This is a genomic window from Aggregatibacter sp. Marseille-P9115, assembly GCF_920939465.1.
Lineage (GTDB): Bacteria > Pseudomonadota > Gammaproteobacteria > Enterobacterales > Pasteurellaceae > Aggregatibacter > Aggregatibacter segnis_B.
The window spans coordinates 798,557-816,243 of the sequence record NZ_OV100759.1 but is presented as its reverse complement, the minus strand read 5'-3'; the positions used below and the strand labels follow the sequence as shown (position 1 = coordinate 816,243).

General features: G+C 42.9%; 19 protein-coding genes. 18 read left to right on the top strand and 1 reads right to left on the bottom strand.

The features are described 5' to 3' along the window. Positions 1-60 precede the first annotated feature (60 nt). The 8 genes from yceD (at position 61) to LQ983_RS03705 (ending at position 6,568) form a co-directional block, all read left to right on the top strand. Positions 61-585, top strand: a complete 525-nt coding sequence (gene yceD / locus LQ983_RS03740) for a 23S rRNA accumulation protein YceD (protein WP_109128429.1) — start codon at positions 61-63, stop codon at positions 583-585. 16 nt (positions 586-601) lie between these two features. After that, positions 602-772 (top strand): 50S ribosomal protein L32, encoded by a 171-nt coding sequence (rpmF, locus tag LQ983_RS03735; RefSeq protein WP_005544470.1) that lies wholly within the window; start codon positions 602-604, stop codon positions 770-772. 27 nt (positions 773-799) lie between these two features. Next, positions 800-1,834: a phosphate acyltransferase PlsX gene (gene plsX / locus LQ983_RS03730; RefSeq protein WP_109128430.1), complete on the top strand. Its 1,035-nt coding sequence runs from the start codon at positions 800-802 to the stop codon at positions 1,832-1,834. A gap of 35 nt (positions 1,835-1,869) precedes the next feature. Then, entirely contained in the window at positions 1,870-2,820 is a 951-nt protein-coding gene (locus LQ983_RS03725) for a beta-ketoacyl-ACP synthase III (protein ID WP_032997759.1), read from the top strand. A 107-nt stretch (positions 2,821-2,927) separates the two neighbouring features. Next, complete coding sequence (gene fabD, locus LQ983_RS03720; protein ID WP_109128431.1) at positions 2,928-3,866, top strand: ACP S-malonyltransferase; 939 nt, start codon at positions 2,928-2,930, stop codon at positions 3,864-3,866. 21 nt (positions 3,867-3,887) lie between these two features. Continuing rightward, positions 3,888-4,616, top strand: coding sequence for a 3-oxoacyl-ACP reductase FabG (gene fabG, locus LQ983_RS03715; RefSeq protein ID WP_109128432.1), 729 nt, complete (start codon positions 3,888-3,890; stop codon positions 4,614-4,616). Between the two features lie 269 nt (positions 4,617-4,885). After that, positions 4,886-5,116 (top strand): acyl carrier protein, encoded by a 231-nt coding sequence (gene acpP, locus LQ983_RS03710; protein WP_005627318.1) that lies wholly within the window; start codon positions 4,886-4,888, stop codon positions 5,114-5,116. 225 nt (positions 5,117-5,341) lie between these two features. Beyond that, a complete protein-coding gene (locus tag LQ983_RS03705; RefSeq protein ID WP_230621714.1) occupies positions 5,342-6,568 on the top strand; it encodes an MFS transporter in 1,227 nt (408 codons plus the stop codon). Positions 6,569-6,697: 129 nt separating this feature from the next. Here LQ983_RS03705 and rho read toward each other — a convergent pair whose 3' ends face one another. Next, positions 6,698-7,960 carry a transcription termination factor Rho gene (rho, locus tag LQ983_RS03700; protein ID WP_005701308.1) on the bottom strand — a complete coding sequence of 421 codons (1,263 nt, stop codon included), beginning with the start codon at positions 7,958-7,960 and terminating at the stop codon, positions 6,698-6,700. Positions 7,961-8,258: 298 nt separating this feature from the next. Between rho and rhlB the strand changes: the two genes are divergently transcribed. The 10 genes from rhlB (at position 8,259) to lipA (ending at position 17,655) form a co-directional block, all read left to right on the top strand. Next, on the top strand, positions 8,259-9,515 hold the full coding sequence (rhlB, locus tag LQ983_RS03695) for an ATP-dependent RNA helicase RhlB (RefSeq protein WP_230621713.1): 1,257 nt from the start codon (positions 8,259-8,261) through the stop codon (positions 9,513-9,515). 66 nt (positions 9,516-9,581) lie between these two features. Beyond that, positions 9,582-9,890 (top strand): ribosome silencing factor, encoded by a 309-nt coding sequence (gene rsfS / locus LQ983_RS03690; protein WP_230621712.1) that lies wholly within the window; start codon positions 9,582-9,584, stop codon positions 9,888-9,890. Between the two features lie 46 nt (positions 9,891-9,936). Next, positions 9,937-10,404: a 23S rRNA (pseudouridine(1915)-N(3))-methyltransferase RlmH gene (rlmH, locus tag LQ983_RS03685; protein WP_230621711.1), complete on the top strand. Its 468-nt coding sequence runs from the start codon at positions 9,937-9,939 to the stop codon at positions 10,402-10,404. Beyond that, a complete protein-coding gene (mrdA, locus tag LQ983_RS03680) occupies positions 10,405-12,342 on the top strand; it encodes a penicillin-binding protein 2 (RefSeq protein WP_230621710.1) in 1,938 nt (645 codons plus the stop codon). It abuts the gene before it with no gap. Further along, positions 12,329-13,450: a rod shape-determining protein RodA gene (gene rodA, locus LQ983_RS03675; protein ID WP_370636628.1), complete on the top strand. Its 1,122-nt coding sequence runs from the start codon at positions 12,329-12,331 to the stop codon at positions 13,448-13,450. The genes mrdA and rodA overlap by 14 nt, the downstream gene beginning before the upstream one ends. Before the next feature lie 47 nt (positions 13,451-13,497). Then, a complete protein-coding gene (locus LQ983_RS03670) occupies positions 13,498-14,361 on the top strand; it encodes a septal ring lytic transglycosylase RlpA family protein (RefSeq protein ID WP_111295757.1) in 864 nt (287 codons plus the stop codon). A gap of 30 nt (positions 14,362-14,391) precedes the next feature. After that, positions 14,392-15,579 (top strand): serine hydrolase, encoded by a 1,188-nt coding sequence (locus LQ983_RS03665; RefSeq protein ID WP_230621708.1) that lies wholly within the window; start codon positions 14,392-14,394, stop codon positions 15,577-15,579. A gap of 72 nt (positions 15,580-15,651) precedes the next feature. After that, positions 15,652-15,954 carry a DUF493 family protein YbeD gene (gene ybeD, locus LQ983_RS03660; protein WP_230621707.1) on the top strand — a complete coding sequence of 101 codons (303 nt, stop codon included), beginning with the start codon at positions 15,652-15,654 and terminating at the stop codon, positions 15,952-15,954. A gap of 45 nt (positions 15,955-15,999) precedes the next feature. Then, positions 16,000-16,638, top strand: a complete 639-nt coding sequence (lipB, locus tag LQ983_RS03655) for a lipoyl(octanoyl) transferase LipB (RefSeq protein ID WP_230621705.1) — start codon at positions 16,000-16,002, stop codon at positions 16,636-16,638. A gap of 54 nt (positions 16,639-16,692) precedes the next feature. Then, complete coding sequence (lipA, locus tag LQ983_RS03650) at positions 16,693-17,655, top strand: lipoyl synthase (RefSeq protein WP_230621701.1); 963 nt, start codon at positions 16,693-16,695, stop codon at positions 17,653-17,655. Positions 17,656-17,687 lie beyond the last annotated feature (32 nt).

Below are 17,687 nucleotides of genomic sequence, written 5' to 3'. Positions count from 1 at the left end.
ATGCTTGGAACGATAATTTCCTTTGACTATTTTTTTTTCAAAGGGTAATATGCGCTCCCTATGCAAAAGGTAAAACTACCCCTAACTGTTGATCCGGTAAAGGACGCACAACGAAGATTGGATTATCAGGGTTATTACTCCGCTAATCAATTAAGTCGTCTTGCCGAATCGGTCAGTAAAGTGTTCAGCGATGCACAGGTTACATTATCGTTCTTTATTGATCCGCAAAAATTGGTTGTCATGAAAGGCCATACCAAGGTTGATGTTGAATTAAATTGTCAGCGTTGTGGTGAACCTTTCGTTCAAACCGTTGATTGTGAGTTTTGTTACAGTCCGGTGGCTAATTTGGATCAAATTGATGTATTGCCGGAAATCTATGAGCCAATTGAATTCAATGAATTCGGTGAAATAGATTTACTTGGAACAATTGAAGATGAACTCATTTTGAGTTTGCCGATTGTGCCAATGCATTCATCTGAACACTGTGAAGTGTCCGTGGCTGAACAGGTTTTTGGCGAATTGCCGGAAGAATTGGCAAAAAAACCGAACCCGTTCGCTGTATTAGCTAATTTAAAGCAAAAATAATTTAGGAGTATAGCCAATGGCTGTTCAACAAAATAAAAAATCCCGTTCACGTCGTGATATGCGTCGTTCTCACGATGCGTTAACAACTGCTGCAGTATCCGTTGATAAAGCAAGTGGTGAAACTCATTTGCGTCACCACGTAACCGCTGACGGTTACTATCGTGGTCGTAAAGTGATTAACAAGTAATTATCTCAATTACATAAAGGTAATCACTTGAGTCGTCTAACCCTTGCGTTAGATGCGATGGGCGGGGACATTGGTCCCCGTATTACTATCCCAGCATCCATTTTAGCCTTGGAACGAGATCCAACGCTTTCTCTCTTATTGTTTGGCGATCGCCAACAAATTCTTCCGCTTTTATCTTCTGCTCCCAATAGTATTCGTCAACGTTGTGACATTGTTCATTGCGCTCGTGTGATTGATAGTCGTCAGGGTATTTCTTACGCCTTGCGTCATAGCAAAGAGACTTCTATGCGTTTGGCAATTGAAGCAGTACAAAAAGGGGATGCGCAGGCCTGTGTAAGTTCCGGTGATACAGCAGCTTTGATGGGCTTATCGAAAATCTTGTTACAACCTCTAGAAGGCATCCATCGTCCGGCACTGATTTCCACGATTCCAACAATGACAGGTGAGCGTTCGATTATGTTGGATCTTGGGGCGAATGTTGAGTGCGATGCAGAAAACTTGTATCAATTTGCCTTGATGGGTGCCATTTTTGCAGAAAATACCCTCAATTTAGTTTATCCACGTATTGCGCTATTGAATATTGGTATTGAAGCAGTCAAAGGATATAAATCCATACGGGATGCGGCAGATTTACTGAAAAAAGACACCGCACTTAATTACATTGGATTCCTTGAAGGCAATTTTTTACTCAATGGCAAGGCGGATGTGATTGTGACAGACGGTTTTGCCGGCAATGTTGCGCTGAAAACCTTGGAAGGCGCGGCAAAGAACGTGATTTCTCTACTGAAAAGTGATAAGAAAAAGAGTATATTAAGTCACGTTTTTGGGTATTTAATTAAATATCTTTTCAAAGATAAATACCAGCGATTAAAGCAAATCAACCCTGATCAATATAATGGCGCATCGCTTATCGGTTTGACTTCCGTTGTGGTGAAAAGTCACGGAAGTGCAAATATAGAGGCATTTGCTTATGCGATTGCCGATGCGGCATTACAAGCCCGACGTCAAATTCCACAAAAAATTTTGGCGGGCTTAAATAAAAATGAAATATTAATGAAGTAGTGAGTTCCCTCGCTATTATTTTTAACGAGATGACTATGTTTAGCAAAATTTTATCGACAGGTAGCTATTTACCCCAACATATTCGTACCAATGCCGATTTAGAAAAAATGGTAGATACTTCAGATGAGTGGATTGTTACCCGTTCCGGTATTCGTGAACGTCGCATTGCAGCACCGGATGAAACCGTCTCTACCATGGGATTTGAAGCGGCCCAAAAAGCCATTGAAGCGGCAAACATCAATCCGCAGGAAATTGATCTTATTTTAGTGGCAACAACCAGCAACTCTCACGCTTATCCAAGCGCAGCTTGCCAAATTCAAGGGATGTTAGAGATTGACGATGCTATTGCATTTGATTTAGCGGCAGCTTGTACCGGCTTTGTGTATGCGTTAGGTGTCGCTGATCAATTTATTCGTACCGGTAAAGTGAAAAAAGCGCTCGTGATCGGTTCTGATTTAAATTCCCGTAAGTTAGATGAAACAGATCGTAGCACCGTTGTGTTGTTTGGTGATGGTGCTGGCGCGGTTATTTTGGAAGCATCGGAACAAGAAGGGATTATTTCTACTCATTTACACGCCTCAGCAGATAAAAATGCCGCATTGTTACTTCCTCAGCCTGAGCGTGGCGTGGCAAAATCCGGCTATATCGAAATGCAAGGCAATGAAACCTTTAAATTGGCTGTGCGTGAACTTTCTAATGTGGTGGAAGAAACCCTTGCCGCCAATAATTTAGATAAAAAAGATATTGATTGGTTGGTGCCTCATCAAGCTAATTTGCGTATTATTTCGGCGACCGCGAAAAAATTAGATATGGATATGTCGCAAGTGGTGGTCACGTTAGATCGTTATGCGAATAACAGTGCGGCAACCGTGCCGGTCGCATTGGATGAAGCGGTGCGTGATGGACGTATTCAGCGTGGTCAGTTGCTCCTTCTTGAAGCCTTTGGCGGTGGTTGGACTTGGGGTTCGGCTTTAGTGAGATTTTAGATAATCTGTTATCATTCGTGAAAAAAGTGCGGTTATTTTTGACCGCACTTTTCGACTGTAACGCATATCGGAATAAATAGATTTATTTTTTAATATAGGTAAGACACATGAAAAAATTTGCAATGGTTTTCCCAGGACAAGGGTCACAAACGGTGGGAATGTTAGCGGAATTAGCCGGCGACTACCCAATTGTACAAGAAACTTTTAAACAAGCTTCAGAAGTATTGGGATATGATTTGTGGCAATTAGTGCAGGAAGGCCCTGCGGAAGAATTAAACAAAACATGGCAAACGCAGCCAGCGTTGTTAACGGCGTCTGTGGCTGTTTACCGTGTATGGCAACAAAAATACCCGGAATTAAAACCGGAAGTGATGGCTGGTCATAGCTTAGGTGAATATTCTGCGTTGGTGTGTGCCGGTGTGTTAGATTTCCAAGATGCGGTTAAATTAGTGGAATTGCGCGGTAAGCTTATGCAACAAGCCGTACCGGAAGGTACGGGGGCGATGTACGCGATTATCGGTTTAGACAATGACGCCATTATTAACGCCTGCAAACAAGCAGAACAGGGCGAAGTGGTTTCGGCAGTAAACTTCAATTCACCAGGGCAAGTCGTGATTGCCGGTGCGAAAGCCGCAGTAGAACGTGCGGCAGCATTATGTAAAGAAGCCGGTGCTAAACGTGCATTGCCGTTAGCGGTGAGTGTGCCTTCACACTGTGCTTTAATGAAACCGGCTGCTGATCAATTGTCTGTTTCCTTGGAAAGTATTACGTTGAAAGAGGCTGGTGTTTCTGTTCTAAATAACGTAGATGTAAAAAATGAAATTGAAGCCGATGCAATTCGAAATGCCTTGGTTCGCCAACTTTATAGCCCGGTACGTTGGACAGAAACTGTAGAGAAAATGGCACAAAACGGCGTCGAAGTGTTAGTGGAAGTGGGGCCAGGTAAAGTGTTAAACGGGTTAACGAAACGAATCGTGGATTCCTTACAAGCTGTTTCTGTAAATGATGTGAAATCCCTCGATTCCGTCGAAGAAGTATTAGCATAAGAGTAAAAAGGAGAGAAAGTTATGCAAGGTAAAATTGCATTAGTGACAGGTGCAACCCGTGGTATTGGTCGTGCAGTAGCCGAAGAATTAGTATCAAAAGGCGCTTTTGTTATCGGTACAGCAACGTCTGAGAAAGGCGCTGAAAGTATTTCTGCCTATTTAGGTGATAAAGGCAAAGGATTAGTATTAAATGTTGCCGATCAAGCTTCCATTGATGCGGTATTGGAACAGATCAAACAAGAATTTGGCGATATTGATATTTTAGTGAATAACGCCGGTATTACCCGTGATAATTTGTTAATGCGCATGAAAGATGAGGAATGGTTCGATATTTTACAAACCAACTTGAGTTCTGTTTATCATCTTTCTAAAGCGATGCTTCGCACCATGATGAAAAAACGTTTCGGGCGTATCATCAACATTGGTTCTGTCGTGGGCTCCATGGGCAATGCCGGTCAGACGAATTATTGTGCGGCAAAAGCAGGTCTCATTGGTTTCAGTAAAGCCTTGGCAAAAGAAGTGGCTTCCCGTGGTATTACGGTAAACGTTGTGGCGCCAGGCTTTATTGCTACCGACATGACTGACGTATTAAGCGAAGAATTAAAAAATAACTTATTAACTCAAATCCCGGCAGGCCGTTTAGGTGAGCCGAAAGATATCGCTAAAGCCGTGGCATTTTTGGCCTCTGAGGATGCGTCTTATATTAACGGTACAACGTTGCACGTTAATGGCGGCATGTACATGAGCTAAGCGCTATTTAGCAAAAGGTTACTCGCAGTAAAGCGGATAAAAGCAATAGCCAAACGAGTGGCTTAGTGTTAAAATCCCCTCGCAATGTAACTTGGTTAGGTCATTCAAGGGTTCGTGGAAGACGTAACTATTTTTTCACTGTATGGTTTTGTGAAAATTCAATGTTTTTGAGGTTTGACCTCCCACCGGAAATATTGCAAATTTTTTACAAATACATACACTACTTAACTTATCGCAATGAGCGTAAACTTAAACATAGGAAGAAACAAATGAGCATTGAAGAACGCGTAAAAAAAATCATCGTTGAACAATTAGGCGTGAAAGAAGAAGATGTAAAATCTGAAGCGTCTTTCGTTGAAGATTTAGGTGCGGATTCTTTAGATACTGTTGAATTAGTTATGGCTTTAGAAGAAGAATTCGATATCGAAATTCCAGATGAAGAAGCTGAAAAAATCACAACAGTTCAATCAGCAATTGATTACGTTCAAAACAATCAATAATTGATTTTCTAAATTTAGGCGGTTTTTATAACCGCCTAAATTTTATCTCGCGTTACCTTATCCCCCTCATAAAAAACTCCGTAAAAACTCACCGCACTTTCTTGAAATTTTTTTTGAAATCAGTAAACTAGCGCACAATTTTTTGGCCTTGTTTTATGCAAGCTAAAAAATCACTTCTTTATAAACTTTAAATGTTACCTGTGAGTAACAGAAGGACAATTCAACATGACTACAAAAGTAAATAGCTATGGCTGGAAGGCCTTGCTAGGCTCTGCCGTCGGCTATGCGATGGACGGTTTCGATCTTCTTATCCTCGGTTTTATGTTAAGTGCCATCTCTGCCGATTTGGGGTTAACCCCGGCGCAAGGCGGTTCTTTAGTAACTTGGACATTGGTTGGTGCTGTTTTTGGTGGCATTGTTTTCGGTGCATTAAGTGATAAATATGGCCGTGTGCGCGTGTTAACGTGGACGATCATTCTTTTTGCGGTATTTACCGGTTTATGCGCATTGGCGCAAGGTTATTGGGATTTACTGATCTATCGCACTATTGCCGGTATCGGTTTAGGTGGCGAGTTTGGGATTGGTATGGCGTTGGCGGCGGAAGCCTGGCCGGCACGTCACCGTGCGAAAGCGGCTTCTTATGTAGCGCTTGGCTGGCAGGTCGGTGTGTTAGGCGCGGCATTGTTAACCCCATTATTATTGCCACAAATCGGTTGGCGTGGCATGTTTGTGGTGGGCATTTTCCCCGCATTTGTCGCGTGGTATTTACGTGCCCGTTTGCATGAACCTGACATTTTTGTGCAAAAACAGACCGCACTTCCAAAACCAACAAGCCGTTGGGCGTCTAAATTGGAGTCATTCAAATTATTAGTGAAAGATAAAGCCACCGCTAAAGTCAGTTTGGGCGTGGTCATTCTTACTTCCGTACAAAACTTCGGTTATTACGGCATTATGATTTGGATGCCGAATTTCCTTTCCAAACAACTTGGCTTCAGCTTGACGAAATCAGGCGTATGGACGGCAGTGACCGTTTGCGGCATGATGGCGGGCATTTGGATTTTCGGGCGTTTGGCCGATCATATTGGGCGTAAACCGAGTTTCTTATTATTCCAAGCCGGGGCAGTGGTCAGCATCATTGCCTATTCTCAATTAACGGATCCGAATACCATGCTAATTGCCGGGGCATTCTTAGGGATGTTTGTAAATGGCATGATGGGCGGTTACGGTGCGTTAATGGCAGAAGCTTACCCGACTCAAGCACGTGCTACTGCGCAAAACGTGTTGTTTAACTTAGGTCGCGCTGTCGGTGGCTTTGGTCCGGTAGCCGTGGGCGCCGTGGTTTCTGCGTATTCCTTCCAAACCGCCATTGCCTTTTTAGCCGTGATTTATGTCATTGATATGTTAGCAACGGTGTGTTTAGTGCCGGAATTAAAAGGCAAAGAGCTACATTAATGTGATGAAAGTGCGGTTGAAAAATGACGTGTTTTTTCACCGCACTTTTAGATTGATAAAATGGGGATAAATAAAAAACCGCTTTTGAGGATGTCAAAAGCGGTTTTTTCGTTGAAAGTGTGGTGAGAATTATGAGCGTTTCATAATCTCAAAGAACTCTTCGTTGGTTTTCGCCACGGCGAGTTTATCGATAAGGAATTCCATCGCTTCCACTTCACCCATTGGGTTAAGGATTTTGCGTAGGATCCACATTTTTTGTAGCTCGTCAGGGGTGGTGAGCAAGTCTTCTTTACGGGTGCCGGAACGGTTAAAGTCGATAGCCGGGAACACACGTTTTTCCGCAATTTTACGGGAAAGATGTAATTCCATGTTACCTGTACCTTTAAATTCTTCGAAGATGACTTCGTCCATTTTAGAGCCGGTATCCACTAATGCCGTAGCGATAATCGTTAAGCTGCCGCCTTCTTCCACGTTACGCGCTGCACCGAAGAAACGTTTTGGACGGTGTAATGCGTTGGCATCCACACCACCGGATAAAATCTTACCGGATGCCGGTGTTACGGTGTTGTAAGCACGCGCCAAACGGGTAATGGAGTCGAGTAAAATCACCACATCTTTTTTGTGTTCTACAGAACGCTTGGCTTTTTCAATCACCATTTCGGCCACTTGAACGTGACGGGTTGCCGGTTCATCGAAGGTAGAGGCAATCACTTCGCCTTTTACGGAGCGTTGCATTTCTGTAACCTCTTCCGGGCGCTCATCGATCAATAATACGATAAGCTCCACATCAGGGTAGTTGTGGGTAATGCTTTGCGCAATATTTTGCAACAACATGGTTTTACCCGCTTTCGGTGGTGCCACGATCAACCCACGTTGACCTTTCCCGATCGGGGAGGCTAAATCTAAAATACGGGCGGTTAAATCTTCGGTAGAGCCGTTGCCGCGTTCCATTCTTAAACGGGAGTTGGCATGTAATGGGGTTAAGTTTTCGAAAAGGATTTTACTGCGGGAAACTTCCGGTTTGTCGTCATTGACTTGGTCAACTTTAAGGAGGGCAAAGTAGCGTTCTCCTTCTTTTGGTGGTCGAATTTTTCCTTCGATTTTATCCCCGGTTTGTAAATTGAAACGACGGATTTGACTTGGAGAAACGTAGATGTCATCCGGGCCGGCTAAATAGGAACTGTCCGCCGAACGTAGAAAACCGAAACCGTCCGGTAAAATTTCCAAGACGCCACCGCCGAAAATATCTTCTCCGCCTTTCGCGTGTTGTTTCAAAATGGCAAAAACGATGTCTTGTTTGCGTAAACGGGCTAAATTTTCCAAACCCATTTGGTCTTCGCCGAGTTTCACGAGATCGGAAACAGGCATATTTTTAAGTTCTGTAAGATGCATAATTAATTTGAAAGTTATTTAGATTAGATGAATTAGAAATAAATGAATGGGGTATTTGAAATTGGCGCGTAAATTAGCATTAAATTCAAGCACTGTCTAGTTTTTAGCTGAGTTTTTCTTGTTTTGCTTGATTGGTTTCAAACCGTATAGCAAAAGTGCGGTCGTTTTTGACAGTGTTTTTAGCGCGGACTTTAATTTTTCTTGTTTTATTTACTGCAATTCGCGCTGATGAATTTTTGGTGGATTTGCTTGGTTCGTGCTATTCTTAGCGGCAATTTTTTATAATGAATTTGAGACTATGCAACAGAATTATTTAAGCTCGGCACGCTTTGCCGATTTCCCGTTACACCCTCTTGTTTTACAAGCGTTGAACGATAAAGAATTTGAATTTTGTACGCCGATTCAGGCGCTTTCACTGCCGGTGACTTTACAGGATAAAGATGTGGCAGGACAAGCCCAAACCGGTACGGGAAAAACAATCGCATTTTTAACCGCACTTTTTCATCATTTATTAACTCACCCAACCGAGACGGATAAGAATCAACCGCGCGCGTTGATTTTGGCACCGACCCGTGAATTGGCGGTGCAAATTGAACATGATGCGCAGATTTTCTTAAAAACAACGAAATTTAAGACCGCACTTGCTTATGGTGGTGATGGCTATGACAAGCAATTAAAAGCCATTGAAAACGGTGTGGATGTGCTTATTGGCACAACCGGACGCGTCATTGATTATGTGAAGCAGGGCATTATCCGTTTGGATTCCATTCAAGTTGTGGTGCTAGATGAAGCAGATCGGATGTTTGATTTGGGTTTTATTCGCGATATTCGTTATTTATTGCGTAAATGTCCGCCTCCTCAACAACGCCTAACGATGCTGTTTTCCGCTACGCTTTCCTATAAAGTGCGCGAGCTTGCCTTTGAAGATATGAATGCTCCGGAATACGTGGAAATTGAGCCGGAACAAAAAACAGGGCAGCAAATTAAAGAAGAATTATTTTACCCGTCTAACCAAGATAAAATTCCGCTATTGCTCACGTTGTTAGAAGAAGAATGGCCGGAGCGTTGCATTATTTTTGCCAACACGAAACATCAATGTGAGGCGATTTGGGGCTATTTAGCCGCAGATGGACACCGTGTTGGTTTGTTAACCGGTGATGTGGCGCAGAAAAAACGCCTTTCTTTGTTGAAACAATTTACCGATGGCGATTTGGACATTTTAGTGGCTACAGATGTGGCGGCGCGAGGGTTGCATATTGCAGAGGTCACCCATGTGTTTAACTATGACTTGCCGGATGATCGGGAAGATTATGTGCACCGTATCGGACGTACCGGACGCGCGGGCGAAAGCGGTATTTCCATTAGCTTTGCTTGTGAACAATACGCTATGAATCTACCGGCGATTGAAGAATACATTGGGCACAGCATCCCGGTGAGTCAATATGATCCGAATGCATTGTTGCAGGATATTCCGAAGCCTTATCGGTTAAAACGGGAAGGCAATGTCAGTGCGCAGAACAATCAGCGTCGTAAGCCGTTTCGCGCGAAACGCTAGTCAAAGGATTGGCGGGTATTTTATTCAGTGTTAAAATTCGCGCCTTTTGTCAATTGAGGAAAAATAATGTCATTAGTCGATTTCGTGGTGAATAAGTTAGATGATTTAAAAGCCACTGATATTCTGCCGTTAAACGTGAAAGGAAAATCGTCCATCACCGATACCATGATTCTTTGCACGGGAACCTCTTCTCGTCACGTGTCTTCTTTGGCGCAGAAATTAATCACCGAATGTAAGCTTGCCGGCATTGATGTGTTTGGCGATGAAGGCAAAGAAACGGCCGATTGGGTCGTTGTCGATTTAGGCGAGGCTATCGTGCATATCATGCAGGCAGAAAGCCGCGAGATGTATCAATTAGAAAAACTTTGGGCATAAGGCATAAAGTGCGGTCGTTTTTTACGATGTTTTTTGAGGAGCGAGGATGAAAATTCAGTTAATTGCCGTTGGAACCAAAATGCCGGCGTGGGTGACCACGGGATTCGAGGAATACCAACGTCGCTTTCCCAAAGACATGCCTTTTGAATTGATCGAGATTCCTGCCGGTAAACGGGGCAAGAATGCCGACATTAAACGGATTTTAGAACAGGAAGGCAAAGCTATGTTGACAGCGGCCGGAAAGGGCAAAATCGTGACATTGGATATTCCCGGTAAACCGTGGACGACCGAACAATTAGCGCAACAGCTGGAAGGTTGGAAAAATGACGGACGCGATGTCTGTTTACTTATCGGCGGACCGGAAGGGCTTTCACCTGAATGTAAGATGGCCGCTGAACAAAGTTGGTCGTTATCGCCTTTAACCTTGCCACATCCGCTAGTGCGCGTAGTGGTGGCAGAAAGCTTATACCGTGCCTGGTCATTAACCACTAATCATCCTTATCATCGAGAATAAATGAACTTAAAAAAATTACTGTCTCAGCCACAATACGATCCGATTCGTGATAAAAAAGCCGAGCGCAATTTATTTGCCCGTCGCGCTTTGGTGTCATTTATCGGCGTTTTGGCTTTGTCAGCAATTTTAGTGTTGAATCTCTATGGTTTACAGGTGGTCAATTACGACAGCTATCAAACCCGCTCTAACGGAAACCGCATTAAATTGTTGCCATTGCCGCCTACACGCGGGCTGATTTACGATCGTAACGGTCACTTATTGGCAGAAAATTTGACCTTCTTTGGGTTATATATTGTGCCGGAAAAAGTGGAGAATTTAGACCGCACTTTTGAGGAATTGAAAGTATTGGTTGGTTTAACGGATACGGATATTGAGAATTTCAAAAAAGAGCGTCAACGTTCTTCGCGCTATACGCCAATTTTGTTGAAACCAAATCTAACAGAAGAACAAATCGCCCGTTTTTCGGTGAATCAATATAATTTCCCAAGTTTGGATGTGAAGCCTTATTTTAAACGACATTATCTCTATGGCGAGCCGTTGACCCATATTTTGGGCTATGTGTCGAAGATTAATGATCGTGATGTAGAGCGTTTAAAGAAAGAGGAAAAGTTAGCTAACTATGCCGGCACCCATGATTTAGGCAAGTTAGGCATTGAACGCTATTATGAGGAAGCATTACACGGCACGACCGGTTTTGAAGAAGTAGAAGTAAATAGCCGTGGCAAAGTGATTCGTAAATTACGCGAACAGCCGGCAGTGGCAGGAAAAAGTATTCATTTGACCATTGATTTGAATTTGCAACTTTATGTTACCGATCTATTGGCAGGTCAAAAAGGTGCCGTCGTGGTGATGGATTCGAGAGACAGTAGCATTTTAGCCATGGTGTCCGTACCGAGTTACGATAATAATCTGTTTGTAGATGGCATTTCCGGTGAGGATTATCGTCGTTTGTTAAACGATCCAAACCGTCCCTTATACAGCCGTGTGACACAAGGGGCTTATCCACCGGCATCTACGGTGAAACCATTCATTGCGGTATCGGCGTTGCAGGAAAATGTGATCACACCGGAAATGACGATTTCTGATCCCGGTTATTGGGTTTTGCCGAATACCACGAAACGTTTTCGTGATTGGCGTAAAGGCGGGCATGGCATGACGGATTTAAATAAAGCCATTACCGAATCTTCCGATACCTATTTTTATCAAACCGCCTATAACATGGGGATTGATCGCTTGTCTGATTGGATGAAACGGTTTGGTTTTGGTGTGCCGACCGGTATTGATATTCAGGAAGAAACTGCTGCGAATATGCCGACCCGAGAGTGGAAACAAAAACGCTACAAAAAACCGTGGGTACAAGGCGATACGATTTCTGTGGGAATCGGGCAAGGCTACTGGACGGCAACCCCTTTACAATTAGCAAAAGCCACGAGCGTGTTAGTGAATAACGGTAAAGTTAATACACCGCATTTAATGAAAAGTATTGAGGGGGCGGTAGTCGAGCCTTATAAAGATCCGTTGCTATATGAAGATATTACCGAACCAAAACAATACTATTGGGATGTGGCCAAGCGCGGTATGTATAACGTTGTGAATTCTGCAGCAGGAACCGGGCGTAAAGCATTTGCCGGAACGCCTTATCGTGTAGCGGGTAAATCGGGAACGGCGCAGGTGTTCAGTTTAAAAGAGAATCAGAGCTATAACGCCGGAGCGTTAAAAAAAGAATTACATGACCATGCTTGGTTTACCGCTTTTGCGCCTTATGATAAGCCACAAATCGTGGTAGCAATGATTTTGGAAAATGCGGGCGGGGGTTCCAGTAATGCGGCGCCGGTCGTTAGAAAAATTATGGACTATTATTTTAAGCAAAGTAACGGACAAACGACGGAAGAAATGTTAATGCCAACAATGCCGGGGGCACCAAATGAAAATGAATGATCGTAATATTTGGTTGGAATTATGGCGTCGTTTGCATATTGATTTGTGGTTGTTTATCGGGCTCGTCGTCATTACCGGTTATGGTATGTTGGTATTGTATAGTGCATCCGGTGCAAATGAGGCGATGTTTCATAACCGTATTGTACAGGTTGGGCTTGGTTTTGCCGTTATGCTGCTGATGGCACAATTTCCACCTAAATTTTATCAGCGAATTGCGCCTTATTTATTTGCACTTGGTATCGTCATGCTTGTTTTAGTGGATCTGATCGGGACAACCAGTAAAGGGGCACAACGTTGGTTAGACTTGGGGGTTGTACGATTTCAACCCTCTGAAATCGTCAAACTGGCAGTGCCGTTGATGGTGGCGGTATATTTAGGGAGTCGACCGCAACCGATCAAGATAAAGGAAACCATGATTGCGTTGGCGATTATTCTTGTTCCAACGCTGTTGGTGGCGATTCAACCGGATTTAGGTACTGCAATTTTGGTTAGCGGCTCAGGCCTATTTGTGGTATTTTTAGCCGGCATGAGCTGGTGGTTGATTTTAGCGGCAGTTCTCTCCTTGGCAGCATTTTTGCCTATTATGTGGTTTTATTTAATGCACGATTATCAACGTACCCGAGTCTTAACCTTGTTTGATCCGGAAAAGGATTTATTGGGTGCGGGGTATCATATTTGGCAATCTAAGATTGCTATCGGTTCCGGCGGTACATGGGGTAAAGGTTGGATGCAAGGCACGCAATCCCAATTGGAATTTTTACCTGAACCTCATACGGATTTTATCTTCGCGGTATTAAGTGAAGAATATGGCATGATCGGTTTCTTGATTTTATTAGCCATTTATTTGTTTATTATTGCTCGCGGTTTAATGATTGGCGTCAGCGCACCAACCGCATTTGGGCGTATTTTAGTTGGGGCATTAACGTTAATTTTCTTCGTTTATGTCTTTGTTAATATTGGGATGGTGAGTGGTATTTTGCCTGTGGTGGGCGTGCCTTTGCCATTGGTGAGTTATGGCGGCACATCTTATGTAGCAATTATGGCGGGCTTTGGCTTGATCATGTCGGTCCATACTCACAAAGAACACTTTCTGAAGGGAACTAATTAAGTTTTCAGTTTTCTTAATAGTCATCTCTGCAGAGAGGGAGAAATTTAATGAACTTAAAGCAAACTGTAAAATATGTTTTTATTTTATTTTCATTTTTGACCGCACTTTCCGTGCAAGCAGAAACGAAAAAGCTTTATGGCGTAGAAGGGCCAAAGTTAACGTATCGTCCTCTTTCTAACACAACGCAAACCTACCAAGTGAAAGGGGAGGTTTACACAACAAGAACGCATCAGGATGCGAAGGATTATAGTAAAGAAGGTGTTGCCAGTTATTACCATAATAAATTTAATGGACGTCGCACTACCAGTGGAGAGCCCTATAACTCTACTTTGTTTACCGCCGCGCATAAAACCTTACCACTGAATTCCTACGCAGTTGTAACGAATATGAGTAACCAACGTAAGGTTATTGTGCGTATTAATGACCGCGGTCCTTTTTCTAAAGAGCGTATTATTGATTTGTCCCATGCTGCCGCAAAAGAAATCGGTATTATCGGCAGTGGCATGGGCATGGTAAAGATTGAGGCGTTACATGTCGATTCAAAAGGCGAACTTTCCGGGGCTGGCGCTTCTACATTGGTAAAAAACAGCAACAATGATGAGTCTTTAAAGCGTTTGCCGGTGGACGATCTTGATATTGATAAGGAAGCATTACAAAACGTTAAAGTACCTCATATTCAAGATGAAAGTTACGAGTTGAGAATGATTAATTTAGCCAGCAAAAAACATGCTGAAGAGGTGATTAATCAACTTGCGTTAAAGAATATTAAAGCGGAAATTGCCGCGAATGGGCAGAAGTATAATATTCATTTGGGGCCGTTAAACTCGAAGGCTCAAGTGACTGATTTGAAAACACAATTAAAGCGATTAAATCATTCTGAACCGCTAGTTGTGTATTCTTATAATAAATAACCGTTACATGATGTTAGGATGTTCAATCTTATGTTTAATAAAGTAGTAAAACACACAAAAATTGCATTAATTGCAGGCGCGTTGGGCGCATCGTTTAGCGCAGTGGCAGACGATATTCAATTTAATATTGCCGTACCGGAAATTAATGCGCAAACCTATATTTTAATGGACTATAACTCAGGTGCTGTATTGGCGGCGTTAAATCCGGATCAGCGCCAATATCCCGCGTCATTAACGAAAATGATGACCAGTTATGTAACGGGGCAAGCATTAAAACAAGGTAAAATTCATGATACGGATGTGGTCACGATCGGTGAAAGCGCCTGGGGGCAAAATTTCCCTGGCTCATCTAAAATGTTTTTAAACTTAAACCAACAAGTTTCTGTTGCTGATTTGAATAGAGGGATTGTCATCGTATCCGGTAATGATGCTTGTGTGGCGATGGCAGAGCATGTTTCCGGCACGGTGACGAACTTCGTTGCGACCATGAACAAATATGTAGAACAATTTGGTTTAAAGAACACTCATTTCACAACTGTTCATGGCTTGGATGATGAAAATCAATATTCTTCTGCTCGGGATATGGCAATTATTGGTGCGCATATTATTCGTGATTTACCGGAAGAATATAAAATTTATGCAGAAAAAGATTTTACCTTTAATAAAATCAAGCAACCGAACCGTAACGGCTTATTGTGGGATAAAACCATTCATGTGGATGGCATGAAAACCGGTCACACAGATAAAGCTGGCTATAACCTTGTCGCCTCTGCTACCAATCCAAATAATATGCGTTTGATTTCCGTCGTGATGGGGGTGCCAACCTACAAAGGCCGCGAAATGGAAAGCAAAAAATTATTACAATGGGGCTTTGCTAATTTTGAAACCTTTAAAACCTTTGAGGCTGGCAAATCTATTTCTGAACAACGGGTTTATTATGGTGATGAAAGTAACATTCAGTTAGGCGTGTTACAGGATGCGTTCATTACTATTCCGAAAGGCAAAAGTAGTGAGTTAAAAGCCCATTATGAATTAGAGAAAAAATACCTCGAAGCACCATTAGCAAAAGGTCAAGTCGTTGGCAAAGTGGTCTATCAACTTGATGGTAAAGACATAGCCAGCGTGAATTTGCAAGTTATGCAAGAAGTCAAAGAGGGCGGTATTTTCGGTAAAATCTGGGACTGGTTAGTACTCACGGTTAAAAGCCTCTTTAGTTAATCTTTAAAAAACATTTCGAAAACCGACCGTACTTTTTATAAAAGTGCGGTTAAATTTTTTAGGAAAAGACAAATGAACGATAAAAAAACGGTAAATTTAACCGACCTTGCACATGATAAAAAATTAAAAGATCTTCTTGAGTTTCCTTGTGATTTTACTTTTAAAGTGGTGGGAGCTGCTCGCCCGGATTTAATAGATGATGTGGTTCAAACGGTTCATAAAACCATTAAAGGCGATTATACGCCGAGTACCAAAGAAAGTGGCAAAGGCACTTATCATTCGGTATCCATTAACGTGCGTGCCGAAAATATTGAACAAATCGAGAAACTCTACAAAGAGTTAGCAGAAATCAACGGCGTGAGAATGGTGTTGTAATCACCAAAGTGCGGTTATTTTTTATAGCGTTTTTAGGAAATCATCATGCAACCCAAATTAATTGTACGTCAGCTTGGCATTCGTGATTACGAGAGCGTTTGGCACGAGATGCAGTCGTTTACCGATAATCGTACGGAAGATACCACTGATGAAATTTGGTTGGTGCAACATCCGTCGGTATTTACTCAAGGTCAGGCCGGCAAACCGGAGCATTTGTTGCAGCAAAGCGCTATTCCTGTGGTGCAATCGGATCGTGGTGGGCAGATTACGTATCACGGTTTAGGTCAGCAAATTATGTATGTGCTGATTGATGTGAAGCGCCATGAAAATTTAAATGTGCGCCAATTAGTCACCGCACTTGAGCAATCAGTTGTAAGAACGCTAGCGGATTATGGTATTGAAGGCTATCCAAAACCGGATGCGCCAGGGGTATACATTGATGGCAAGAAAATTTGTTCCCTTGGCTTGCGCATTCGACATGGGCGTTCATTTCACGGTTTAGCGTTTAATATCAACATGGACTTAAGCCCTTTTTATCAAATTAACCCTTGTGGTTATGCCGGATTAGAAATGTGCCAGCTGGCAGACTTCATTCCAGCTCAAGACGCGGATTGCGACAAGGTTTCACCACAATTAGTTAAGCATTTCGCCGAGCAGTTAGGGTATAATGTAACAACTTGTTAACATCAATAAACAGCATTTCATCTCATTATCTTCATAAAAAATTAAGGAATATCAATGGGAACACCTTTTAAAATGGAGCGCGGTGTTAAATATCGCGATGCAGCTAAAACCTCCATTATCCCAGTGAAAAATATCGATCCTGAGCAAGAGCTACTGAAAAAACCGGAATGGATGAAAATCAAAATTCCGGCAAACGGAGCCCGTATTCAAAGCATTAAATCCGGTATGCGTCGTCATGGCTTGCATTCTGTATGCGAAGAAGCCTCTTGCCCTAACTTACATGAATGTTTCAATCACGGCACGGCAACCTTTATGATTCTTGGGGCAATTTGTACCCGTCGTTGTCCGTTCTGCGATGTCGCGCACGGCAAACCATTACCACCGGATCCGGAAGAACCGCGTAAATTGGCAGAAACCATTCAGGACATGAAATTACGGTATGTGGTGATTACTTCCGTTGACCGTGATGACTTACCCGATCGTGGTGCAGGGCATTTTGCCGATTGTGTGCGAGAAATTCGTGCCTTAAACCCGAACATTAAAATTGAAATTTTGGTACCGGATTTCCGCGGACGCATTGAATTGGCGTTGGAAAAATTAAAAGACAATCCGCCGGATGTGTTTAACCACAACCTAGAAAACGTGCCACGTTTATACCGTGAAATCCGCCCAGGCGCCGATTACGAATGGTCTTTGCGTTTACTGAAAGACTTTAAAGCCATGTTCCCACATATTCCGACCAAATCCGGTTTAATGGTGGGGTTAGGCGAAACAAACGAAGAAATTTTAGAGGTCATGCAGGATTTACGCGACCATGGTGTAACCATGTTGACTCTCGGACAATATTTGCAACCAAGTCGCCACCATTTACCGGTAGCGCGTTATGTTCCGCCGGCAGAATTTGATATGTTCCGCGAAAAAGCACAAGCCATGGGCTTTGAACATGCGGCTTGTGGTCCGTTCGTACGTTCTTCTTACCACGCTGATTTGCAAGCAAGCGGTGGTGTAGTGAAATAAACGGAAAAGTACGGTTGTTTTTCAAGGTGAAA